A 21,866-nucleotide genomic window follows, 5' to 3' on the forward strand; every position below is an offset into this window, starting at 1 on the left:
CTTTAGAATGATTCTAAGGTCTTGTTTTATGAGTGTTAAGATAATTCTTGTGTTCTAATTAAAAAGCCAAGGGCGAACGAAGTGAGCTTTTAGAGGATATTTCCCGCTATAGTGGTATTCTGGATAATAATTTATTATTATCCAGAACGGGATTTTTGAGACACTCTGGCCCAAAAATTAGGGATGAAATTACAAAGTAATTTGCTCTCGTCCGCACTTTTTAAGGGAAATATCAAAATTACAAAAGAAAACCAACCTATAGTCTTTTCTAATAACAAGCCATAGTCACTGATGAGAATCGTCAATAGCTCGTTTGAGCATTCTAACTAAAATACAGCAATAAAACAAGCAATACAAAGGATTTGAGACACTGGTCTCAAGTCTTTTTCTTTTGTTTAAAACAGTGATATAGTTTCAAACTATATCAAAGCCTAATTATTTACAATTATACAGACAGTTTCTTTTCTGTTAAGATAGTTTCAACAACAAATTTTGGAGGACACATCATGTCAACTACGATCATCGGTTTCCCTCGTTTGGGTGAATTCCGCGAATTAAAATTTACAACTGAAAAATACTTTAGAAAAGAAATCTCAGAAGAAGAACTCTTGGCAGCAGCAAAAGAATTGCGTGCAAAACACTGGAACATTGTCAAAGAAAAAGGCATCACTGAAATTCCATCAAATGACTTTTCTCACTATGATAACTTCCTAGATGCAGCCTTCCTTTTCAACGTGGTACCTGCATCCGTTCAAAACTTGGACTTGTCTGACCTTGAACGCTACTTTGCTTTGGGACGTGGTTACCAAGGAGAAAAAGGGGACGTGCGTGCCCTTCCAATGAAGAAATGGTTCAACACCAACTACCACTACATCGTTCCTAAATTTGAAAAAGACACTCAAGTAAAATTGGCTGGTCACAAGATCTTTGATGAGTTCCAAGAAGCGAAAGAACTTGGATTGAACACTCGTCCTGTCCTTGTAGGTCCATTCACTTTCCTTCAATTGTCAGACTTTGAAGAAGGCGTGAAAGCAGAAGACTTCGTAGATAGCTTAGTGGCTGCATACCAAGAAGTTTTTGCTAAATTAGCTGAACTTGGTGCGACTCGCATCCAACTCGACGAAGCGGCTCTTGTCAAAGACTTGACAGCTGAAGAAAAAGCTCTCTTCTTGAACCTCTACAACAAGCTTTTGGCTGACAAAAAAGGTCTTGAAGTCTTGCTTCAAACTTACTTCGGTGACGTTCGTGACGTCTACTCTGATCTTGTGAATTTGCCAGTAGATGCCATCGGTCTGGACTTCGTTGAAGGTAAGAAAACTCTTGAACTCGTTAAAGGTGGCTTTCCAGCTGACAAGACTCTCTATGCAGGTATTGTCAATGGTAAAAACATCTGGCGCAACAACTACGAAAAGAGCTTGGCTGTTCTTGAGCAAATTCCAGCTGAAAACATTGTCTTGACAAGCTCATGCTCACTTCTTCATGTGCCATTTACAACTGCTAATGAAGAATTTGAACCAGCTATCTTGAACCACTTTGCTTTTGCAGTTGAAAAATTGGATGAGATTCGTGATTTGGATGCTATCCGCAATGGTCAAGGTGCAGAAGCTCTTGCAGCTAATAAAGAACTCTTTGCGACTGAGCGTGTGGGTGAAAATACAGAACTTCGTGCGCGTATCGCTGGTTTGACAGACGCAGACTACACTCGTTTGCCAGCCTTTGCAGAACGTGAAGCTATCCAAGAAGAAGCCTTTAAACTTCCAGCTCTTCCAACAACAACCATCGGTTCATTCCCTCAAACTAAGGAAGTTCGTGCCAAACGTTTGGCCTTCCGTAAGGGTGAATTGTCACAAGAAGAATACGACGCTTTCCTTGCTGAAACCATCGACGAATGGATTAAATGGCAAGAAGAAGTTGGATTTGACGTGCTTGTACACGGTGAGTTCGAGCGTAACGACATGGTTGAGTACTTCGGTCAAAACTTGTCAGGTTACCTCTTCTCTAAGAATGGTTGGGTACAATCTTACGGTATGCGTGGGGTGAAACCACCAATCATCTGGGGTGATGTCACTCGTCTCAACCCAATCACTGTCAAATGGTCTAGCTATGCTCAAAGTCGTACAGACAAACCTGTTAAGGGTATGTTGACTGGACCTGTTACCATCCTCAACTGGTCATTCCCACGTGAAGACATCTCTATCAAGGACTCAACTCTTCAAATCGCTCTTGCTATCAAGGATGAAGTTCTTGACCTTGAAGCTGCTGGTGTGAAAATCATCCAAATCGATGAGGCTGCTCTTCGTGAGAAATTGCCACTCCGTCGTAGCGACTGGTACGAAGACTACCTTGATTGGGCTATTCCAGCCTTCCGCTTGGTACACTCTACAGTAGCGCCAGACACTCAAATCCACACCCACATGTGTTACTCAGAATTTACAGATATCATCCCAGCTATCGACAACATGGATGCGGACGTTATTTCCTTTGAAGCAAGCCGTTCAAACCTTGAAATCTTGGACGAACTCAAAGCGAAAAACTTCCAAACAGAAGTGGGTCCTGGAGTTTACGATATCCACTCACCTCGTGTGCCAAATGAAGGCGAAATTGACCACACAATCGATGCTATTCTTGCCAAAGTACCAAGCAAGAAAGTTTGGATCAACCCTGACTGTGGTTTGAAAACACGTGGTATTCCAGAAACAAAAGAAAGCTTGATCCGCCTTGTTGAAGCAGCAAAAGCTGCGCGTGAGAAATTATAAGATAAGATTTCTCTCTTGACACTGACTGATCAAGGAACTGCTTGGCCCTAGCTGGCTCAGCAATCATGAAATCAAAAAGAAAAGGATAATGACTATGTCACGCCAAACTCCGTCACTTTCATTTGAAGTGTTCCCTCCAAACCCAGCTGTGGGTAATGATAAAATTATTTCAGCCTTGCAGGATATGCGGGAGCTGACACCGCACTTTATCAGTGTGACTGCCAGCAACAATAAATTTAATATCAAGGAAACAACGGTTCGTTTGGCTGACTTTATCCAGAATGACTTGACGATTCCAACCATTGCCCACTTGCCAGCTATCTATCTGACCAAGGAAAAGGTTGCTGAAACCATTGCAGACTTGGATAAGGTTGGGGTACAGAAAATCTTGGCCTTGCGTGGGGATATTATCCCTGATGTGGAACCACAAAAGGATTTCCGCTACGCAACGGATTTGATCGAGTTCATCAAGGAACAAGCCCCTCACTTTGATATTATTGGCGCTTGCTACCCAGAGGGGCATCCTGACTCTCCAAACCAAATCTCGGATATTCAAAATCTCAAGAAGAAAGTGGATGCAGGTTGTTCAAGCCTTGTAACGCAACTTTTCTTTGACAATGAGCGCTTCTACGATTTCCAAGATAAGTGTACCTTGGCAGGGATTGATGTTCCTATTCATGCAGGTATCATGCCCATTCTGAACCGTAATCAAGCACTTCGTCTCTTGAAGACTTGTGAGAATATCCATCTTCCACGTAAATTTAAGGCCATCTTAGACAAGTATGAGCATGACCCTGAGTCGCTCAGAGCAGCAGGACTTGCCTATGCCGTGGATCAGATCGTGGACTTGGTAACGCAGGATGTCGCAGGTGTGCATCTCTACACCATGAACAATGCTGAAACAGCAAAATACATCCACCAAGCAACCCATGCCTTGTTTAATCATCAGTCTTTAGGATAATAAAAAGCAAACCATTCTTCTCAGGTGAGGGGAATGGTTCCTTTTTAATAGAAAAGCCCGCACTTTTTAAGAAAAATATGATAAAATAGACTCTGTACGTACTTGATACAAAGATGAGGGTATTTAGGTTGTAGAAGTTTGTTTAAAGTGGATTATTTTTTAAACAAAATATGATAATAGGTGTCTCAAAAAACACGAACGGAGTGAGTATTTAAAAGATATTTCAAGCTATAGTAGTATCCTAGAGAATAACTCTGTTATTTTCTAGGACGGAATTTTTTAGACTTCAGGCTAAAAAATAAGGGATGAAATTCCGAAGGAAGTTGCTCCCGTCCGCACTATTCCAGTGAAATATCAAAAAAACTACTTAATTGAATTTTGGTCTCATTTCTTAGGAAAAAAGACAAGCTTCCTAGCATTCATCGAATGCTTCGTCACCTTCCTATTTTTCTACAGAAATGTTCGGCAAACCGAACCGTCCAAAATATCTTGATTTTTGTAGGCAAGGCGTATAATTTCATCAATCCAAAGGGGATTAAAATGACAAAACAAGTATTTCAAACGACTTTTGCGGGTCGTGAGTTAATCGTAGAGACTGGCCAGGTTGCTAAGCAAGCAAATGGCTCTGTTGTCGTGCGTTACGGTGAGTCAACTGTCTTGACTGCAGCCGTCATGTCTAAGAAAATGGCAACTGGGGATTTCTTCCCACTTCAAGTCAACTACGAAGAAAAAATGTATGCGGCTGGGAAGTTTCCAGGTGGCTTTATGAAACGTGAAGGACGTCCTTCAACAGATGCGACCTTGACAGCGCGTTTGATTGACCGTCCAATCCGTCCAATGTTTGCAGAAGGTTTCCGTAACGAAGTGCAAGTGATCAACACGGTTCTTTCTTACGATGAAAATGCATCTGCACCTATGGCTGCTATGTTTGGTTCATCCTTGGCACTTTCTATCTCAGATATTCCATTTGACGGTCCAATTGCTGGGGTTCAGGTGGGCTATGTAGACGGTGAAATCATCATCAACCCTAGTCAAGAACAAGCAGAGCAATCGCTTCTTGAATTGACAGTAGCTGGTACCAAACACGCTATCAATATGGTGGAGTCTGGTGCCAAAGAATTGTCAGAAGAAATCATGTTGGAAGCCCTTCTGAAAGGACACGAAGCTGTTAAAGAATTGATTGCCTTCCAAGAAGAAATAGTTGCGGCAGTCGGTAAGGAAAAAGCAGAAGTGGAATTGCTTCATGTGGATGCTGACTTGCAAGCTGAAATCATCGCAGCCTACAACAGCGACCTCCAAAAAGCGGTTCAAGTAGAAGAAAAATTGGCTCGTGAAGCTGCAACTCAAGCAGTTAAAGACCAAGTGACTGCTGTTTATGAAGAAAAATATGCAGACCACGAAGAATTTGACCGTATCATGCGTGATGTGGCTGAAATCTTGGAACAAATGGAGCACGCTGAAGTGCGTCGCTTGATTACAGAAGATAAGGTTCGTCCTGACGGTCGTAAGGTCGATGAAATCCGTCCTTTAGATGCGCAGGTCGACTATCTTCCTCGTGTACATGGTTCTGGTCTTTTTACTCGTGGACAAACTCAAGCTCTTTCAGTCTTGACCTTGGCTCCGATGGGAGAAACTCAAATCATCGATGGTTTGGATCCAGAGTACAAGAAACGCTTTATGCACCACTATAACTTCCCTCAATACTCTGTAGGAGAAACAGGTCGTTATGGTGCGCCAGGTCGTCGTGAAATCGGTCACGGTGCTCTTGGTGAGCGTGCCCTTGCTCAAGTCTTGCCAAGTTTGGAAGAATTTCCATACGCGATCCGCTTGGTAGCAGAAGTATTAGAATCAAACGGTTCTTCTTCTCAAGCTTCTATCTGTGCGGGAACGCTTGCCCTTATGGCTGGTGGTGTGCCAATCAAGGCGCCAGTAGCAGGGATTGCTATGGGTCTCATCTCAGATGGAAATAACTACACTGTTTTGACAGATATCCAAGGTTTGGAAGATCACTTTGGAGACATGGACTTCAAGGTTGCCGGTACTCGTGAGGGGATTACAGCTCTTCAAATGGATATCAAGATCCAAGGGATTACTGCTGAAATCTTGACTGAGGCTCTTGCTCAAGCCAAGAAAGCGCGTTTTGAAATCCTTGATGTGATTGAAGCAACCATTCCAGAAGTTCGTCCAGAATTGGCTCCAACTGCTCCGAAAATTGATACCATCAAGATCGATGTTGACAAGATCAAAATTGTCATCGGTAAGGGTGGCGAAACTATTGACAAGATTATCGCTGAAACAGGCGTTAAGATTGATATCGACGAAGAAGGAAATGTATCTATCTACTCTAGTGACCAAGCTGCTATTAACCGTGCCAAAGAAATCATTGCTGGCTTGGTTCGTGAGGCTAAAGTAGATGAAGTTTACCATGCCAAGGTTGTTCGTATCGAGAAATTTGGTGCCTTTGTCAACCTCTTTGATAAGACAGATGCACTTGTGCATATTTCTGAAATGGCTTGGACTCGTACCAACCGTGTTGAGGACTTGGTAGCTATCGGTGATGAAGTCGACGTTAAGGTTATCAAGATTGATGAAAAAGGCCGTATCGATGCCTCTATGAAAGTTCTTCTTCCTCGTCCTCCAAAACCTGAACATGATGAAAAAGGTGAAAAGTCTGAGCGACCTCACCGTCCACGTCATCACAAGGACCACAAACCTAAGAAAGAATTTACAGAAACACCAAAAGATTCAGAATAAGAAAAGGAGAAATGTATGGGATGGTGGCGCGAAACCATTGATATCGTAAAAGAAAATGATCCAGCGGCACGCAATAGTTTGGAAGTTTTGCTGACTTATCCAGGTGTCAAGGCCTTAGCTGCCCACCGTCTCTCGCATTTTCTCTGGAAGCACGGCTTCAAACTCTTGGCTCGTATGCACAGTCAGTTTTGGCGCTTTTGGACTCAGATAGAGATTCATCCGGGTGCTCAGATAGAATCAGGTGTTTTTATCGACCATGGCTCAGGCTTGGTGATTGGAGAGACGGCGATTGTTGAAAAAGGCGTTCTTCTCTATCACGGAGTGACTCTTGGTGGAACAGGGAAGGATGTTGGTAAACGCCATCCGACTGTCCGAAAAGGGGCGCTGATTTCAGCCCATGCCCAAGTCATCGGACCGGTAGAAATCGGCGAAAATGCCAAAGTCGGTGCTGCTGCAGTAGTCGTGGCAGACGTACCTAGTGATGTGACAGTTGTCGGAATCCCAGCTAAGATCGTCCGAGTTCATGGACAGAAAGATGAACCAACGATTCACGAAGTCGAAGAAAAACGGGAGTACTACGTCAATAAACTAGAGCAGGCTAGAGAAGCCAGCCACCATTCGTCAAGTTTGTAGGAAAGGGTGGCAAAGTTATCGAGGTGAAGTATGACAGGAGGTAAGAACTATGTCAGATTTATCAGATGCAATTTTGAACCAGGCAGTTCTTGAGTTGCAAGAACACTTGGATGGTCTTGCTAAGGAGCGCTTTATTAAACTGCCACCTAGCCACCAGCGAGAATGGGCTCATTATATCAGTGAAGCCAAAAAAGATGAGACCAAGCTGCGCCGTCTAAATAAAATGAAGGCGGATTTGCTGGAGCCTTAAAGAAAGAGAAGTTATGCTATTAGAGGAATTTGAAGATGTAGCAGCAGTTATTGAGCCAACTGAAAAGCCAGTCCATGACAAGGGAGAGGTATGCGAAACCATCATCTTGTCCTTTAATGGCGAAATTCTGAAACGTTTGATTGAGTCAGAAGATGTCTATCCGGGGGGCTATTTGAAAAGCATAAACGGCCATCATCCATGGTATATTTATGGCCAAGGTCCTAGCAAACTAGCAGTTATGTTGGCTCCAATTGGGGCTCCTATGATAGTTGGCCAACTGGAGGAATTGGTAGCTAGAGGCTTCAAAAATTTTATCATTTTAGGTTCCTGTGGCGTTTTGGACCGCTCAATTGAGGCGGATAAAATTATCCTGCCTGCAGCCGCATTGCGAGATGAAGGAACTAGCTATCACTATGCCCCACCGGGTGACGAAGTCACCTATGACGAGTCTCTGCTGATCGAGCTGGAAGCCATCTTTGACAAGCACAATATTGAGCATATCCGCACTAAGTCTTGGACGACCGATGCCTTTTATCGAGAAACGCCAGATAAGGTCAAGCGTCGCTTGGCTGCTGGTGCACAAGTGGTGGATATGGAAGCTTCAGCTATCATGGCTTGGAGTCAATTTCGCAAGAGCAAGGTCTATCAATTCTTCTACACAGCTGACTATGTGGATCATCATAACCGAATCTGGGATGCCCGCCATGAAGAGCGGACAGCTGATGCCATGACTTTTTTCACTATCGCTTTGAAAATAGCAAAGGAACTAGAAAGGTAACTACAAGAATGGCAGTATATTTTTACGGCTGTATCACCATGGATGGCTACTTGGCTGACAGCCAGCACAGGATAGACTGGCTGCATCAGCTTGGTTCTGTAGAGGATACAGGCTATGATGACTTTTACAGGCAAATGGATATCACCATCATGGGCAAGCGGACCTTTGAGGAAATCCAAGATTTGCAAGATGTAGAAAGTTTTTATCAAGCTACGGAAAACTATGTCTTTACGCATGATAGGCACCTGCCTGTCAGCAATTACCAGCCAGTAGCTGGGGATGTGGTGGACTTTGTTCAGCAGATTGACAAAGGCAAAAATGTCTTTGTGATTGGTGGTAATTCCTTAGTAGGACCGCTCTTGGATGCGGATCTTTTCGACCACCTCATTATTCAGATAGCACCCCTTATCCTAGGAAAGGGGGTTCCCCTCTTTATCCAAGAGGAAGGGCAGCGCTTTTACCAACTGGATAGCCTCAGACAATTTGGTCCATTTGCAGAGCTGGTTTTCAGCCGAAAAGTCAGAAATAGAGAAGGGGGTGTACCGCATGATTAAAATTTACGACACCATGTCTCGTGATTTGCGAGAATTTGTCCCAATCGAAGAAGGAAAGGTTCGCATGTATGTCTGTGGGCCAACGGTATACAACTATATCCACGTTGGGAATGCCCGTTCGACGGTGGCTTTTGATACCATTCGTCGTTATTTCGAATACCGTGGCTACGAAGTTGCCTATATTTCCAACTTTACAGATGTAGACGATAAGATTATCAACCGTGCCAAGGAAGAAGGTATCACGCCTCTGGAGGTTGCGGACAAGTACATCGCTGCCTTTCGTGAGGATGTGACAGCCTTAGGCGTGAAACCTGCGACTCGCCATCCGCGTGTAGTAGAGTTTATGGCTGACATCATTCGTTTTGTCGCTGACTTGATTGAAAAAGGCTTTGCCTACGAGAGTCAAGGAGATGTTTACTTCCGCGTGGAAAAATCTCACAACTATGCTAAGTTGGCCAATAAAACCTTGGAAGATTTGGAGCTGGGTGCTTCAGGTCGTACCGATGAAGAAACGGCTCGCAAGGAAAATCCTGTAGACTTTGCCCTTTGGAAAGCTGCAAAACCAGGCGAGATTTCTTGGGACAGTCCTTGGGGACCTGGTCGTCCGGGTTGGCATATTGAATGTTCAGTCATGTCGACAGAGATTTTGGGAGATACCATTGATATCCACGGTGGTGGAGCTGATTTGGAGTTTCCTCACCATACCAACGAAATTGCCCAGTCAGAAGCGAAAACAGGCAAGACTTTTGCTAACTACTGGATGCATAATGGCTTTGTCAACATCGATAATGTCAAGATGTCTAAGTCCTTGGGCAACTTTATCACCGTCCATGATGCCCTCAAAACCCTCGATGGTCAAGTGTTGCGTTTCTTCTTTGCGACAAAACACTACCGTAAGCCTATCAACTTTACGCAAAAAGCAGTGCGAGACGCCGAGACTAATCTCAAATATCTGAAGAACACTTACGAACAACCATTTTCTGGGACTGTAGATGCTCAAGAGTTACAGGCTTTTAAAGATAAGTTTGTTGCCGCTATGGATGAGGATTTCAACTCCGCAAATGGTATCACAGTTGTCTTTGAAATGGCCAAATGGATCAACTCTGGCAACTATGATGCAAGTGTTAAGGAAGTTCTTGCGGATATGTTAGAAGTCTTTGGAATTGTCTTTGTTGAGGAAGTTTTGGATGCAGACATTGAAGCCTTGATCCAAAAGCGCCAAGAAGCGCGTGCTAATCGTGATTTTGCGACAGCAGACCAAATCCGTGACCAATTGGCTGATCAAGGAATTAAGCTCCTTGACACCAAGGATGGAGTGAGGTGGACTCGTGATTGATGTCAATCTCATTAACGGGATTGCGCTAGCTTTTGAAGGAGATGCGGTTTATTCCATGTATATCCGTCGCCATCTCATTCTCAAAGGCATGACCAAGCCCAACAAGCTCCACCAAGAAGCGACAAAGTATGTGTCAGCCAAGGCTCAGGCTCGCCTGATTTCCCTGATGTTGGAGGAGCAAGTCCTGACGGAAAAAGAAGAAGAAATCTACAAACGTGGTCGCAATACCAATAGCCACACAAAGGCTAAAAATGCAGATGTGGTGACCTACCGCATGTCTACAGGTTTTGAAGCAGTGATGGGCTATCTCCATCTGACTGAAAATGTGGAGCGTCTAGAGACCTTGATTTCTTGGTGCATCCAAAAAGTGGAGGGCTAGAATATGATTGTAAAGGAATTACAAGACTGGTTTCCTGAAGCTCAGATTTCAGATCAGCCAGTAGAGAAACCAGGCTATCTTACTCTTCCTTTAGCTTCTCAGCAGTGGATTTTGCTGGAGGAAGCTGGTCTCAGTGAGCGTGAAAAGCAGTTGGTTGCCCTTTTGACCCAGCAAGAGCAGGCTCGTTCACTCAATCCTTGGTATCCCTATCTGATCGAGGGGAAGGGGCAGGCACCGCAAACTTTCAAAAAGATTCAGCTGGTTTATTGCCATCTTTCCTATTTCCAACAGGAAAATCTATCCTCTTGGCTAGATATGATGCAAACTCTCTTTCCCAACTGCCGGACAGTATTGCAGGTCGGGGCTCAGGATTATGTATTTGTGCTTCAACAAGATAAGTATACCTCTGTTCGCTCAATCTTATCTGATACGATGGAAGCGGTTGAGTATGACTTTGGCCTTCGTCTGTCTATCATGTTGGGGCAGGTGTGGTCTCAGACAGGCTATCAAGCCCTATCAGACCTGATCAAAGCGGAGCGAGATTTGTTTAAGACTTGGTGGCGCCAAGGTCACCAAGGTGTACACACCTTTTCACAGCTCTATCTATGGAGTATGGGAGAAAGGATTGTGGACCTGAGAGTCATTAAAGAATGTCTGCACCAGATGATTTTGGATCAGGATCAGATTCAGGAAATTATCCTTTCTCTCTGGGAAAATAGTGCTGTCCTAACTAAAACAGCCCAGCAACTCTATCTACACCGCAATTCTCTCCAATACAAGATTGACAAATGGGAAGAATTGACAGGGCTTCAGTTGAAGGAGTTAACGGATCTTACCTTGTGTTATCAGTTGATTTTACCAGATATTCTTTAAAGTTTTGTGCAAGTTGCACAGAACTTTTTTATTTTTTTGGTCACCTTGCCATAGAAATGTAAAGCGTTTTCATCTATAATAAAACTATCAAAAGACAAAAGGAGTTCACCTCGATGGTAGAATTAAATCTTAAAAATATTTACAAAAAATATCCAAACAGCGAACACTATTCAGTTGAAGACTTCAACTTGGACATCAAAGACAAAGAATTTATCGTTTTCGTAGGTCCTTCAGGATGTGGTAAATCAACAACTCTTCGTATGATTGCTGGTCTTGAAGACATTACAGAAGGTACTGCATCTATCGATGGCGTGGTTGTTAACGACGTAGCTCCAAAAGACCGTGACATTGCCATGGTATTCCAAAACTACGCTCTTTACCCACACATGACTGTATATGACAACATGGCTTTCGGTTTGAAATTGCGCAAATACAGCAAAGAAGACATCGACAAACGTGTGCAAGAAGCGGCAGCAATCCTTGGTTTGAAAGAATTCTTGGATCGTAAACCTGCTGACCTTTCAGGTGGTCAACGTCAACGTGTTGCCATGGGTCGTGCCATCGTCCGTGATGCAAAAGTGTTCTTGATGGACGAACCTTTGTCAAACTTGGATGCCAAACTTCGTGTATCTATGCGTGCTGAAATTGCGAAAATCCACCGTCGTATCGGTGCTACAACCATCTACGTAACTCACGACCAAACAGAAGCGATGACATTGGCAGACCGTATCGTTATCATGTCAGCTACTAAGAACCCTGCTGGTACAGGTACTATCGGACGTGTTGAACAAATCGGTACCCCTCAAGAAGTTTACAAAAACCCAGTTAACAAATTTGTAGCAGGATTTATCGGAAGCCCAGCTATGAACTTCATCAATGTGAAATTGGTCGGTAGCGAAATTGTTTCTGACGGTTTCCGTTTGAAAGTGCCAGAAGGTGCTTTGAAAGTTCTTCGTGACAAAGGCTACGAAGGAAAAGAATTGATCTTCGGTATTCGTCCAGAAGATGTGAATGCAGAACCTGCTTTCCTTGAAACATTCCCAGAATCAGTTGTCAAAGCTACGATCTCCGTATCAGAATTGCTTGGTTCAGAATCTCACCTATACTGCCAAGTTGGTAAAGACGAATTTGTTGCCAAAGTGGATGCTCGTGACTACTTGCAAACAGGTGCAACAGTTGAACTTGGATTTGACTTGAACAAAGCACACTTCTTCGATGTAGAAACTGAAAAAACAGTCTACTAAGCAAATGAAATGTCAAAACACTGCTAGAGAAATCTGGCAGTGTTTTTTTAATGATTGGTATTGGCATAAAAACAGAGCTTTTCTAGTTTTCATATCCTTAAAAAAGTGATAAAATGGTAGGAAGAATTGGAGAGTATAGATGCCGAAAGAAGTGAATTTGACGGGCGATCAGGTAGTCGCTTTAACGAAAGAATATTTAACAAAGGAAGACGTTGCTTTTGTACAAAAAGCATTGATTTACGCAGTTGATTGTCATAGTGGGCAGTTTCGGAAATCAGGTGAGCCCTATATTATCCATCCCATTCAGGTTGCAGGAATTCTGGCTAAGCTCAAGCTGGATGCCGTAACCGTTGCCTGTGGTTTTTTGCATGACGTGGTTGAAGACACAGATGCGACACTGGATGATTTGGAGAGAGAGTTCGGTCATGATGTTCGGATTATCGTTGATGGGGTGACCAAACTTGGTAAGGTTGAGTACAAATCACTTGAGGAACAATTGGCTGAAAATCATCGCAAGATGCTTATGGCCATGTCTGAGGATATCCGTGTTATCTTGGTTAAATTATCGGACCGTTTGCACAATATGCGGACTCTCAAACACCTTCGAAAGGATAAGCAAGAACGGATCTCCAGAGAAACCATGGAAATTTATGCACCACTTGCTCATCGTCTAGGGATTTCCAGTGTCAAGTGGGAGTTGGAAGATCTATCTTTCCGTTACCTCAATCCAACTGAGTTTTACAAGATCACCCACATGATGAAGGAAAAACGCAGAGAACGTGAGGCTTTGGTCGATGAAGTCGTAACCAAGTTGGAGGACTATGCTACCGAACGCAATCTCAAAGGGAAAATCTATGGTCGTCCTAAGCATATCTATTCGATCTACCGCAAGATGCAGGATAAGAAGAAACGCTTTGAGGAAATTTATGACCTGATTGCCATTCGCTGTATCTTAGATACCCAGAGTGATGTCTATGCCATGCTGGGTTATGTGCATGAACTTTGGAAACCTATGCCAGGCCGCTTCAAAGACTATATCGCCAATCGTAAGGCCAACGGTTACCAGTCTATCCATACAACTGTTTATGGGCCAAAAGGGCCGATTGAATTCCAGATTCGTACTAAAGAAATGCACGAAGTGGCTGAGTACGGGGTTGCGGCTCACTGGGCTTATAAGAAAGGCATTAAAGGGCAGGTCAACAGCAAGGAATCTGCTATTGGGATGAACTGGATCAAGGAGATGATGGAGCTCCAAGACCAGGCTGATGATGCCAAGGAATTTGTGGACTCTGTTAAAGAAAACTATCTGGCGGAGGAGATTTACGTCTTTACTCCAGATGGTGCGGTTCGCTCCCTTCCAAAAGATTCGGGACCGATTGACTTTGCCTATGAAATCCATACCAAAGTCGGTGAAAAAGCGACTGGTGCCAAGGTCAATGGCCGTATGGTTCCGCTGACAACCAAGCTCAAGACAGGGGATCAGGTTGAAATTATCACCAATCCCAACTCCTTTGGTCCGAGTCGTGACTGGCTCAACATGGTCAAGACCAGCAAGGCGCGCAACAAGATTCGTCAGTTCTTTAAAAATCAAGACAAGGAATTATCCGTTAACAAGGGCCGTGAAATGTTGATGGCCCAATTCCAAGAAAACGGCTATGTAGCCAATAAATTCATGGACAAGCGTCACATGGACGAGGTTCTTCAAAAGACCAGCTACAAGACAGAGGAAGCCCTCTATGCAGCCATTGGTTTTGGAGAAATTGGCGCTATTACCGTCTTTAACCGTTTGACCGAAAAGGAACGCCGCGAGGAAGAACGCGCTAAGGCCAAGGCGGAAGCAGAAGAGCTTGTCAAAGGTGGCGAAGTTAAGGTTGAGAACAAAGAAACCCTCAAGGTTAAGCATGAGGGTGGCGTGGTCATTGAAGGTGCTTCAGGTCTCCTAGTTCGGATTGCCAAGTGTTGCAATCCAGTGCCGGGTGACGACATTGTCGGCTACATTACTAAGGGACGCGGTGTGGCTATTCACCGTGTGGACTGTATGAATCTCCGTGCCCAAGAAAACTACGAGCAACGTCTCCTTGATGTGGAGTGGGAAGATCAATTCTCAAGCAAGGAATACACTGCCCACATCGATATCTATGGTCTCAACCGTACAGGGCTTTTGAACGATGTTTTACAAGTTCTCTCCAACACGACCAAAAATATCTCAACCGTTAATGCTCAACCAACCAAGGATATGAAATTTGCTAATATCCATGTCTCATTTGGTATTTCCAACCTCTCTACACTGACCACAGTCGTGGACAAGATTAAGAGTGTGCCAGAGGTTTACTCTGTCAAACGGACCAACGGTTAATTCTCTCTTCAGTTACCAGAAAGGCTATTATGAAAATCATCATTCAACGAGTCAAGAAAGCCCGAGTCAGTATCGAAGGTCAGGTTCATGGAAAAATTAATCAGGGACTCTTATTACTGGTCGGTGTTGGGCCAGAGGACCAAGAGGAAGATCTGGACTATTCTGTGAGAAAGCTTGTCAATATGCGGATTTTTTCTGATGCAGAAGGCAAGATGAATCTGTCTGTCAAGGATATTGAAGGGGAATTCCTTTCTATTTCTCAGTTTACCCTCTTTGCGGATACCAAGAAAGGCAATCGCCCCGCCTATACAGGAGCAGCCGAGCCGGATATGGCAGCTGCCTTCTATGAGGCTTTCAACCAAAAGCTAGCTCAGGAAGTGCCCGTTCAGACAGGCATCTTTGGAGCGGATATGCAGGTGGAGCTAGTCAATGATGGGCCAGTTACCATCATTCTTGATACTAAAAATAGATAAGAAAACCAAGCCCAGCTGGCTTGGTTTTTGTTTATAGACACTCCCAGAAGGTGATGTGTTTGTTGTAAAAGTCGGGATAGTTTTCTCTTAGGTGGCTAGCCGTTATATAGTATAAAGTAGAATGACAGGAAGTAAAGACTGGAGTAAGAGAGTAGAAATATTGAGGGCCAGTGATGGATAAAAAGACAAATAATAGAAAATCGCTGATGAGCACTCCTAAATAGTAGAAGCGAATTTTTTTGTTCATCTGAGGATAAATCTCAGAGAACTGTTTTTTGAGTCGGAAGACTAAGCGAGACAGCAGTAGTCCCTGAGTAAGGATGAAAATGAAGCAAAAAATCAGACCTCTCTCCAAAGAAAGTTCGTATCGGGGTCTGAAAGTTACCAACAGTAGCAAATCGCAGAGTACAATGGCTACAAAATGGATTCTAAAGAGCTTTTTCATAAGATGACCTCCCTCTTTTATCTAGCTTCATTCTACACCAAATGAATGGGACTTACAACTAAAATGACAAAAAATCCCTGAAATGAACTTCTTTCAAGGATAAGGGCTTAGTTGATTTTTTCGACATAGAGTTGTTTGGCGATATCCATACTAACTTGGAGGTCTTCACCTTTGTTGACCAGTGTAAAGGTATTGGAAAAATTATCAAACTGCTTGACTTGGACTTGGTCACCGATATGAATTTCATGCTTTTCTAAGTATTTGAGCAGATCAAAGCTATCGTGAACCCGAGTCAGGAGATAGGTACCGGCTTCTTTGGTATCTGCTAGAGGTAGGTTGTTGATTTCGATCAGGAGCTCTCCCTTAGCTGGGATGGTTCCTCCGTGGGGGCAGGTTTTAGGGAAGCCCAGTAGTTTATCCAGTCTCTCTACGAAGAGGTCAGATACAGTGTGCTCTAGGACCTCAGCTTCCTCATGGATCTGGTCACTGGTATAGTCGAGATGGTGAACTAGAAAGACCTCAATCAACCGGTGTTTGCGATAGAGTTCGGAGACTAGTTTGAGCCCAATATCTGTCAATAGATAGCCATTCTCCTTATCCTTGAGGATGAGATTTTCACTTTTCATGCGTTTGATCATCTCTGTTACGGCAGGTGGAGAGACTTGCATACGGGGAGCAATTTCCTTATTGGTGATTTTCTGCATCTCCGTACCGATTTCATAAATACATTTTAGGTAGTCTTCTTTATTTGGCGTCATTCGTTTCCTCTTGTCTTTTCTCTCCATCTAGTATATCAAAAAAAGCTAGATTTCTCTAGCCTTCTGCCCTAATGGCTTTGATTTTAGTCCAGTTCTTTCACTGCAGCAATAGCAGCTTCAAAGTCTGGTTCCGTGTTGATGTTGTCAACGTATTCTACGTAACGGATGACATTGTCAGTATCGAGAACAAAGACAGCACGTGCAAGGAGATGCCATTCGTTGATCAAGAGGGCATAATCGCGCCCGAAAGAATGGTCAAAATAGTCTGAAAGCATGATGGCATTGTCAAGGCCTTCAGCCCCGCACCAGCGTCCTTGGGCAAATGGTAGGTCCATAGAAACAGTAAGAACGACGGTATTGTCAAGGTTAGCTAGTTCTTGGTTGAATCGACGTGTTTGCGTTGAGCAGATACCAGTATCGATAGAAGGGACAACACTCAAGACTTTTTTCTTCCCATCAAAGTCAGCTAGCGTTTTTTTAGAGAGATCGGTTGTCGTAAGAGAAAAGTCAAGTGCCTTGTCTCCGACTTGCAGTTGTTTACCTGTAAAAGTTACAGGATTTCCGAGAAAAGTGGTCATGAAACTACTCCATTCTTTTTTTCTTTTATTTTACCGAGAATTGTCAGATTTTTCCAATGATTTGACTGGAAATTAAGAGATAAAAAACGCCTGTTCATGTGAGAACGACGTTTTTAATGGATTACTTAGACAAACCTTCAGCGATCTTGTCAAGGTTGTATTTCATCATGCTGTAGTAGCTGTCGCCTTCTTTCCCTTCTTCAGCAATTGAGTCAGTAAAGATTTGTGCGTAGATTGGGATGTTTGTGTCTTGTGAAACAGTCTTCATTGGACGGTCATCGACACTTGATTCAACAAAGAGTGATGGAACTTTTGTTTGGCGAAGTTTTTCAACCAAGGTCTTGATTTGTTCAGGTGTTCCTTCTTCTTCTGTGTTGATTTCCCAGATGTAGGCACTTGGAACTTCGTAAGCTTTAGAGAAGTATTTGAAGCATCCTTCGCTGGTTACAATGAGTTTTTTCTCAGCAGGGATATTGTTAAATTTCTCTTTAGCTTCCTTGTCCAGTTTGTCTAGCTTTTCAGTATAGTCTTTGAGATTTTTTTCGTAGAATTCCTTGTTGCTAGGGTCTTTTGCAATCAACTGTTTAGCGATATTTTTAGCATAAATTATCCCATTTTCAAGGTTGAGCCAAGCGTGTGGGTCTTCTTTGCCTTTCTCGTTTTGACCTTCAAGGTAGATGATATCTACGCCGTCACTAACTGCATAGTAGTCTTTGTTTTCAGTTTTCTTGGCATTTTCGACCAATTTGGTAAACCAAGCATTGCCACCTGTTTCAAGGTTGATACCGTTATAGAAAATGAGGTCAGCCTCAGAAGTTTTCTTTACGTCTTCAGGAAGTGGTTCGTACTCGTGTGGGTCTTGACCAACAGGAACGATACTATGAAGATCAATCTTGTCACCAGCGATATTTTTAGTAATATCAGCAATGATAGAGTTAGTCGCTACAACCTTTAGTTTTTGGTTTGTAGATGCTGTATCTTTTTTCCCACTAGCACAGGCAGCTAATCCAATGATAGAAAGAAAAAGAACGAGCAATGTACCTAATTTTTTCATTAGATTCCTCCAGAAGGGTTTCCCCTTATTTATTGATTTTTTTATTTTTTAGTTTCAAGTATCGTTGCTTTGGAGAGATAAAGAAACTGATTAAAAAGAAGCTGGCAGATGTGAGCACGATGCTGGATCCTGCTGCGAGGTTGAAGCTATAGCCGATAAAGAGTCCCAAAACAGAAGCGGTTGCCCCTAGGGTTGATGAAAGAAAAATCATGCTCTTTAGGCTATTAGCATAAAGGTAAGCCGTCGCAGCTGGGGTGATCAACATGGCCACGATAAGAATCGTTCCAACACTTTGCATGGCAGTGACTGACACAAGGGTCAAGAGTACCATGAGCAGATAGTGGTAGAAATTGACGGGCATTCCCATGGCTTTAGCCAGGAGTTCGTCAAAGGATGTAATCAATAGTTGTTTAAAGAAAATCCCGATAATCAAGAGAATCAATGCCCCCACACCAATGGTGATCCACATGTCCGTATCTTGGACAGCGAGGATATTCCCAAAAAGGATATGGAAGAGGTCTGTCGAACTCTTGGCAACACTAATCAAGATGACACCTAAGGCTAAGAAAGATGAAAAGGTAATACCAATGGCAGTGTCACTCTTGATGATAGAGTTGCCCTTGATGTAGGTAATGATGATGGAAGCCATCAAGCCAAAGATGATCGCTCCGATAAAGAAATCAATTCCCAAGATAAAGGAAAGGGCTACGCCGGGCAAAACTGCGTGAGAGATGGCATCCCCCATGAGAGACATTCCACGTAAGATGATAAAACATCCCACGGCTCCAGCAACCACCCCGATGACTATAGCTGTTATCAGGGCATTTTGTAGGAAATGGAAATGTTGCAATCCATCGATAAATTCTACTATCATAGGTCACCTCCATTAAAGAAGAGCTTACTACCATAAGCTTTTTTGAGATTGACTTCGGTAAAGGTTTCTTCAGTTGAACCAATAGCAACCAATTCTCGATTGAGAAGCATAACTTGGTCGAAATAATGAGGGACTTTGCTGAGGTCATGATGGACGATGAGAACTGTTTTACCAGCTTTTTTAAGGTCTCTCAGTGTATTCATGATAATCTCTTCACTGATCGAGTCAATCCCGACAAAAGGCTCATCTAAAAAGATGTAGTCAGCTTCCTGCACTAAGCAGCGGGCAATCAAAACACGTTGGAATTGTCCTCCAGAGAGCTGACTGATTTGGCGATCAGCATAGTCTGAGAGTCCAACGATTTCAAGTGCATCCGCCACTTTTTTCCAGTGGCTGGCCTTTAAAGTGTGGAAGAGCGGGATAGATGGATAGAGTCCCAGTGAGACACATTCCTTGACCTTGATAGGGAAATTGTAGTCGATATGGATTTTTTGCTCGACATAGGCAACTCGATGTAAAGATTTCTTGACTTCTTTGTCATCGAGAAAGGCCTGACCTTCGTGTGGGATAATTCCCAACATACTTTTTAATAAAGTTGATTTTCCAGCACCGTTTGGACCAATAATTCCGGTAATCGTTGGTCCTTGGAGCACTAGTGAAATATCCTTTAGTGCCAACGTTTCTTTGTAGGAGACACTGAGGTTTTCGATACGTATCATACAGTTATTTTCCTCCTGTCTTTTAATATACATTAAAAAAAAAATTAAGTCAAGTTAATTTTTAAAAAATTTAAAATAATAACTGAAAAATGAAGAAAAAAGAGAGACCATTTTTAATTGCATTCCCCAGGGATTTTTGCTAAGCTAAGAATAAGTGAAAAAATGAAAGCGAGAACAAGATGACACGTTATCAAGACGATTTTTATGATGCAATCAATGGAGAATGGGAAAAAACAGCTGTTATTCCAGCTGACAAATCTCGAACAGGTGGCTTTATTGACCTTGATGAGGAAATTGAAGAGTTAATGCTGGCAACTACGGACAAGTGGTTGGAAGGCGAAGATGTTCCAGAGGACGCTATCCTCGCAAATTTTGTTAAGTACCATCGTATGGTACGTGATTTTGATAAGAGGGATGCAGATGGAATCAAGCCTGTCCTTCCTCTGCTCAAGGAATACCAAGATTTGGAGAGCTTTGCAGATTTTACCAGCAAACTAGCAGCGTTTGAACTAGCAGGTAAACCAAACTTCCTTCCATTTGGAGTATCACCAGACTTTATGGATGCCAGAACCAATGTTCTCTGGGCAAGTGCACCAGGAACTATCTTGCCAGATACAACCTACTATGCTGAAGACCATCCTCAACGTGAGGAGCTCTTGACGCTTTGGAAGGAAAGTAGCGCAAATCTTCTCAAAGCCTATGATTTTTCAGATGAGGAAATCGAAGACTTACTAGAGAAGAGATTGGAATTGGACCGTCGTATCGCAGCAGTGGTTCTTTCAAACGAAGAAAGTTCAGAATATGCCAAACTCTACCATCCATACGCTTATGAAGATTTCAAGAAATTTGCCCCTGCCCTACCTTTGGATGATTTCTTCCAAGCAGTTCTTGGACAAACTCCAGATAAGGTTATCGTAGATGAGGAACGTTTCTGGCAAGCAGCAGACCAATTTTATAGTGAAGAAGCGTGGCCTTTGCTTAAGGCAACCTTGATTTTGGCTGTGGTCAATCTTTCAACCAGCTATCTCACAGACGAGATTCGTGTCCTATCAGGTGCCTATGGACGTGCCCTTTCAGGTGTTCCAGAAGCTCAGGACAAGGTCAAGGCAGCCTATCACTTGGCCCAAGGTCCCTTTAAACAAGCTCTCGGTCTTTGGTATGCCCACGAAAAATTCTCTCCAGAAGCTAAGGCGGACGTAGAGAAAAAAGTGGCGACCATGATTGATGTTTATAAGGAACGTTTGGCTAAAAATGACTGGTTGACTCCTGAAACTCGAGAAAAAGCCATCGTCAAACTCAATGTCATCAAGCCTTATATCGGTTATCCAGAGGAATTGCCAGAACGCTATAAGGACAAGGTAGTGGACGAAACTGTCAGTCTCTTTGAGAATGCCCTAGCCTTTGCGCGTGTGGAAATCAAGCACAGCTGGAGCAAGTGGAATCAGCCTGTTGATTACAAGGAATGGGGAATGCCTGCTCATATGGTCAATGCCTACTACAATCCACAAAAGAACTTGATTGTCTTCCCAGCTGCTATCTTACAGGCTCCATTCTATGACTTGCATCAGTCATCTTCTGCCAACTATGGTGGTATCGGAGCGGTTATTGCCCATGAAATTTCTCACGCATTTGATACAAATGGGGCTTCCTTTGATGAAAATGGTAGTCTTAAGGATTGGTGGACAGAGAGCGATTATGCAGCCTTTAAAGAAAAAACACAGAAGGTTATCGACCAGTTTGATGGCCAAGAATCTTACGGTGCAAGAATCAACGGGAAACTAACCGTGTCTGAAAACGTTGCTGACTTGGGAGGAATTGCTGCAGCACTTGAAGCTGCTAAGAGAGAACCAGACTTCTCAGCTGAAGAATTCTTCCACAACTTTGCTCGTATCTGGCGCATGAAAGGCCGTCCTGAGTTGATGAAACTCATGGCCAGTGTCGATGTGCACGCGCCTGCCAAACTCCGTGTTAATGTCCAAGTACCAAACTTCGATGACTTCTTTACAACATACGATGTCAAAGAAGGCGATGGTATGTGGCGTTCACCAGAGGACCGTGTGATTATTTGGTAAGACAAAAACCAAGGAAATT

Annotated in this window: 20 protein-coding genes; 14 read left to right on the forward strand and 6 right to left on the reverse strand. The window is 43.2% G+C overall.

Going from position 1 to position 21,866, the window contains the following annotated elements:
- Nucleotides 1-506 precede the first annotated feature (506 nt).
- The 13 genes from metE to dtd all read left to right on the forward strand — a co-directional run bounded on the left by metE (nucleotide 507) and on the right by dtd (nucleotide 15,347).
- Nucleotides 507-2,756, forward strand: a complete 2,250-nt coding sequence (gene metE / locus HMPREF2991_RS07445) for a 5-methyltetrahydropteroyltriglutamate--homocysteine S-methyltransferase (RefSeq protein ID WP_070567989.1) — start codon at nucleotides 507-509, stop codon at nucleotides 2,754-2,756.
- A gap of 94 nt (nucleotides 2,757-2,850) precedes the next feature.
- On the forward strand, nucleotides 2,851-3,717 hold the full coding sequence (gene metF, locus HMPREF2991_RS07450) for a methylenetetrahydrofolate reductase [NAD(P)H] (protein ID WP_070568079.1): 867 nt from the start codon (nucleotides 2,851-2,853) through the stop codon (nucleotides 3,715-3,717).
- A gap of 540 nt (nucleotides 3,718-4,257) precedes the next feature.
- Entirely contained in the window at nucleotides 4,258-6,471 is a 2,214-nt protein-coding gene (gene pnp, locus HMPREF2991_RS07455) for a polyribonucleotide nucleotidyltransferase (RefSeq protein ID WP_070567987.1), read from the forward strand.
- A 15-nt stretch (nucleotides 6,472-6,486) separates the two neighbouring features.
- Nucleotides 6,487-7,104: a serine O-acetyltransferase gene (cysE, locus tag HMPREF2991_RS07460; protein ID WP_070567985.1), complete on the forward strand. Its 618-nt coding sequence runs from the start codon at nucleotides 6,487-6,489 to the stop codon at nucleotides 7,102-7,104.
- Nucleotides 7,105-7,153: 49 nt separating this feature from the next.
- A complete protein-coding gene (locus HMPREF2991_RS07465) occupies nucleotides 7,154-7,354 on the forward strand; it encodes a YdeI/OmpD-associated family protein (RefSeq protein ID WP_008808365.1) in 201 nt (66 codons plus the stop codon).
- A 13-nt stretch (nucleotides 7,355-7,367) separates the two neighbouring features.
- Nucleotides 7,368-8,132 (forward strand): nucleoside phosphorylase, encoded by a 765-nt coding sequence (locus tag HMPREF2991_RS07470; RefSeq protein WP_070567983.1) that lies wholly within the window; start codon nucleotides 7,368-7,370, stop codon nucleotides 8,130-8,132.
- Nucleotides 8,133-8,140: 8 nt separating this feature from the next.
- Complete coding sequence (locus tag HMPREF2991_RS07475; RefSeq protein WP_070567981.1) at nucleotides 8,141-8,686, forward strand: dihydrofolate reductase family protein; 546 nt, start codon at nucleotides 8,141-8,143, stop codon at nucleotides 8,684-8,686.
- Nucleotides 8,679-10,022 carry a cysteine--tRNA ligase gene (cysS, locus tag HMPREF2991_RS07480; RefSeq protein WP_070567980.1) on the forward strand — a complete coding sequence of 448 codons (1,344 nt, stop codon included), beginning with the start codon at nucleotides 8,679-8,681 and terminating at the stop codon, nucleotides 10,020-10,022. The genes HMPREF2991_RS07475 and cysS overlap by 8 nt, the downstream gene beginning before the upstream one ends.
- Complete coding sequence (locus tag HMPREF2991_RS07485) at nucleotides 10,015-10,401, forward strand: Mini-ribonuclease 3 (protein WP_061454305.1); 387 nt, start codon at nucleotides 10,015-10,017, stop codon at nucleotides 10,399-10,401. The genes cysS and HMPREF2991_RS07485 overlap by 8 nt, the downstream gene beginning before the upstream one ends.
- A 3-nt stretch (nucleotides 10,402-10,404) precedes the next feature.
- Nucleotides 10,405-11,274, forward strand: a complete 870-nt coding sequence (locus tag HMPREF2991_RS07490; protein WP_070567978.1) for a helix-turn-helix domain-containing protein — start codon at nucleotides 10,405-10,407, stop codon at nucleotides 11,272-11,274.
- 113 nt (nucleotides 11,275-11,387) lie between these two features.
- A complete protein-coding gene (locus tag HMPREF2991_RS07495; RefSeq protein ID WP_000229944.1) occupies nucleotides 11,388-12,518 on the forward strand; it encodes an ABC transporter ATP-binding protein in 1,131 nt (376 codons plus the stop codon).
- 139 nt (nucleotides 12,519-12,657) lie between these two features.
- Nucleotides 12,658-14,874: a RelA/SpoT family protein gene (locus tag HMPREF2991_RS07500; RefSeq protein WP_001123775.1), complete on the forward strand. Its 2,217-nt coding sequence runs from the start codon at nucleotides 12,658-12,660 to the stop codon at nucleotides 14,872-14,874.
- A gap of 29 nt (nucleotides 14,875-14,903) precedes the next feature.
- Complete coding sequence (dtd, locus tag HMPREF2991_RS07505; protein ID WP_049519290.1) at nucleotides 14,904-15,347, forward strand: D-aminoacyl-tRNA deacylase; 444 nt, start codon at nucleotides 14,904-14,906, stop codon at nucleotides 15,345-15,347.
- A 31-nt stretch (nucleotides 15,348-15,378) separates the two neighbouring features.
- Here dtd and HMPREF2991_RS11260 read toward each other — a convergent pair whose 3' ends face one another.
- The 6 genes from HMPREF2991_RS11260 to HMPREF2991_RS07535 form a co-directional block, all read right to left on the reverse strand.
- Nucleotides 15,379-15,792 (reverse strand): hypothetical protein, encoded by a 414-nt coding sequence (locus HMPREF2991_RS11260; RefSeq protein WP_049519289.1) that lies wholly within the window; start codon nucleotides 15,790-15,792, stop codon nucleotides 15,379-15,381.
- 107 nt (nucleotides 15,793-15,899) lie between these two features.
- Nucleotides 15,900-16,550: a metal-dependent transcriptional regulator gene (locus HMPREF2991_RS07515; RefSeq protein ID WP_070683779.1), complete on the reverse strand. Its 651-nt coding sequence runs from the start codon at nucleotides 16,548-16,550 to the stop codon at nucleotides 15,900-15,902.
- 83 nt (nucleotides 16,551-16,633) lie between these two features.
- Nucleotides 16,634-17,128: a thiol peroxidase gene (tpx, locus tag HMPREF2991_RS07520; RefSeq protein WP_000206539.1), complete on the reverse strand. Its 495-nt coding sequence runs from the start codon at nucleotides 17,126-17,128 to the stop codon at nucleotides 16,634-16,636.
- 121 nt (nucleotides 17,129-17,249) lie between these two features.
- Complete coding sequence (locus tag HMPREF2991_RS07525) at nucleotides 17,250-18,182, reverse strand: metal ABC transporter substrate-binding protein (RefSeq protein ID WP_070567974.1); 933 nt, start codon at nucleotides 18,180-18,182, stop codon at nucleotides 17,250-17,252.
- A gap of 25 nt (nucleotides 18,183-18,207) precedes the next feature.
- Nucleotides 18,208-19,056 carry a metal ABC transporter permease gene (locus HMPREF2991_RS07530; RefSeq protein ID WP_000634601.1) on the reverse strand — a complete coding sequence of 283 codons (849 nt, stop codon included), beginning with the start codon at nucleotides 19,054-19,056 and terminating at the stop codon, nucleotides 18,208-18,210.
- Nucleotides 19,053-19,775, reverse strand: coding sequence for a metal ABC transporter ATP-binding protein (locus HMPREF2991_RS07535; protein WP_044021194.1), 723 nt, complete (start codon nucleotides 19,773-19,775; stop codon nucleotides 19,053-19,055). The genes HMPREF2991_RS07530 and HMPREF2991_RS07535 overlap by 4 nt, the downstream gene beginning before the upstream one ends.
- 179 nt (nucleotides 19,776-19,954) lie before the next feature.
- Between HMPREF2991_RS07535 and HMPREF2991_RS07540 the strand changes: the two genes are divergently transcribed.
- On the forward strand, nucleotides 19,955-21,847 hold the full coding sequence (locus tag HMPREF2991_RS07540; RefSeq protein WP_070683781.1) for a M13 family metallopeptidase: 1,893 nt from the start codon (nucleotides 19,955-19,957) through the stop codon (nucleotides 21,845-21,847).
- Nucleotides 21,848-21,866 lie beyond the last annotated feature (19 nt).

This window comes from Streptococcus sp. HMSC072D07 (genome assembly GCF_001814835.1).
GTDB lineage: Bacteria > Bacillota > Bacilli > Lactobacillales > Streptococcaceae > Streptococcus.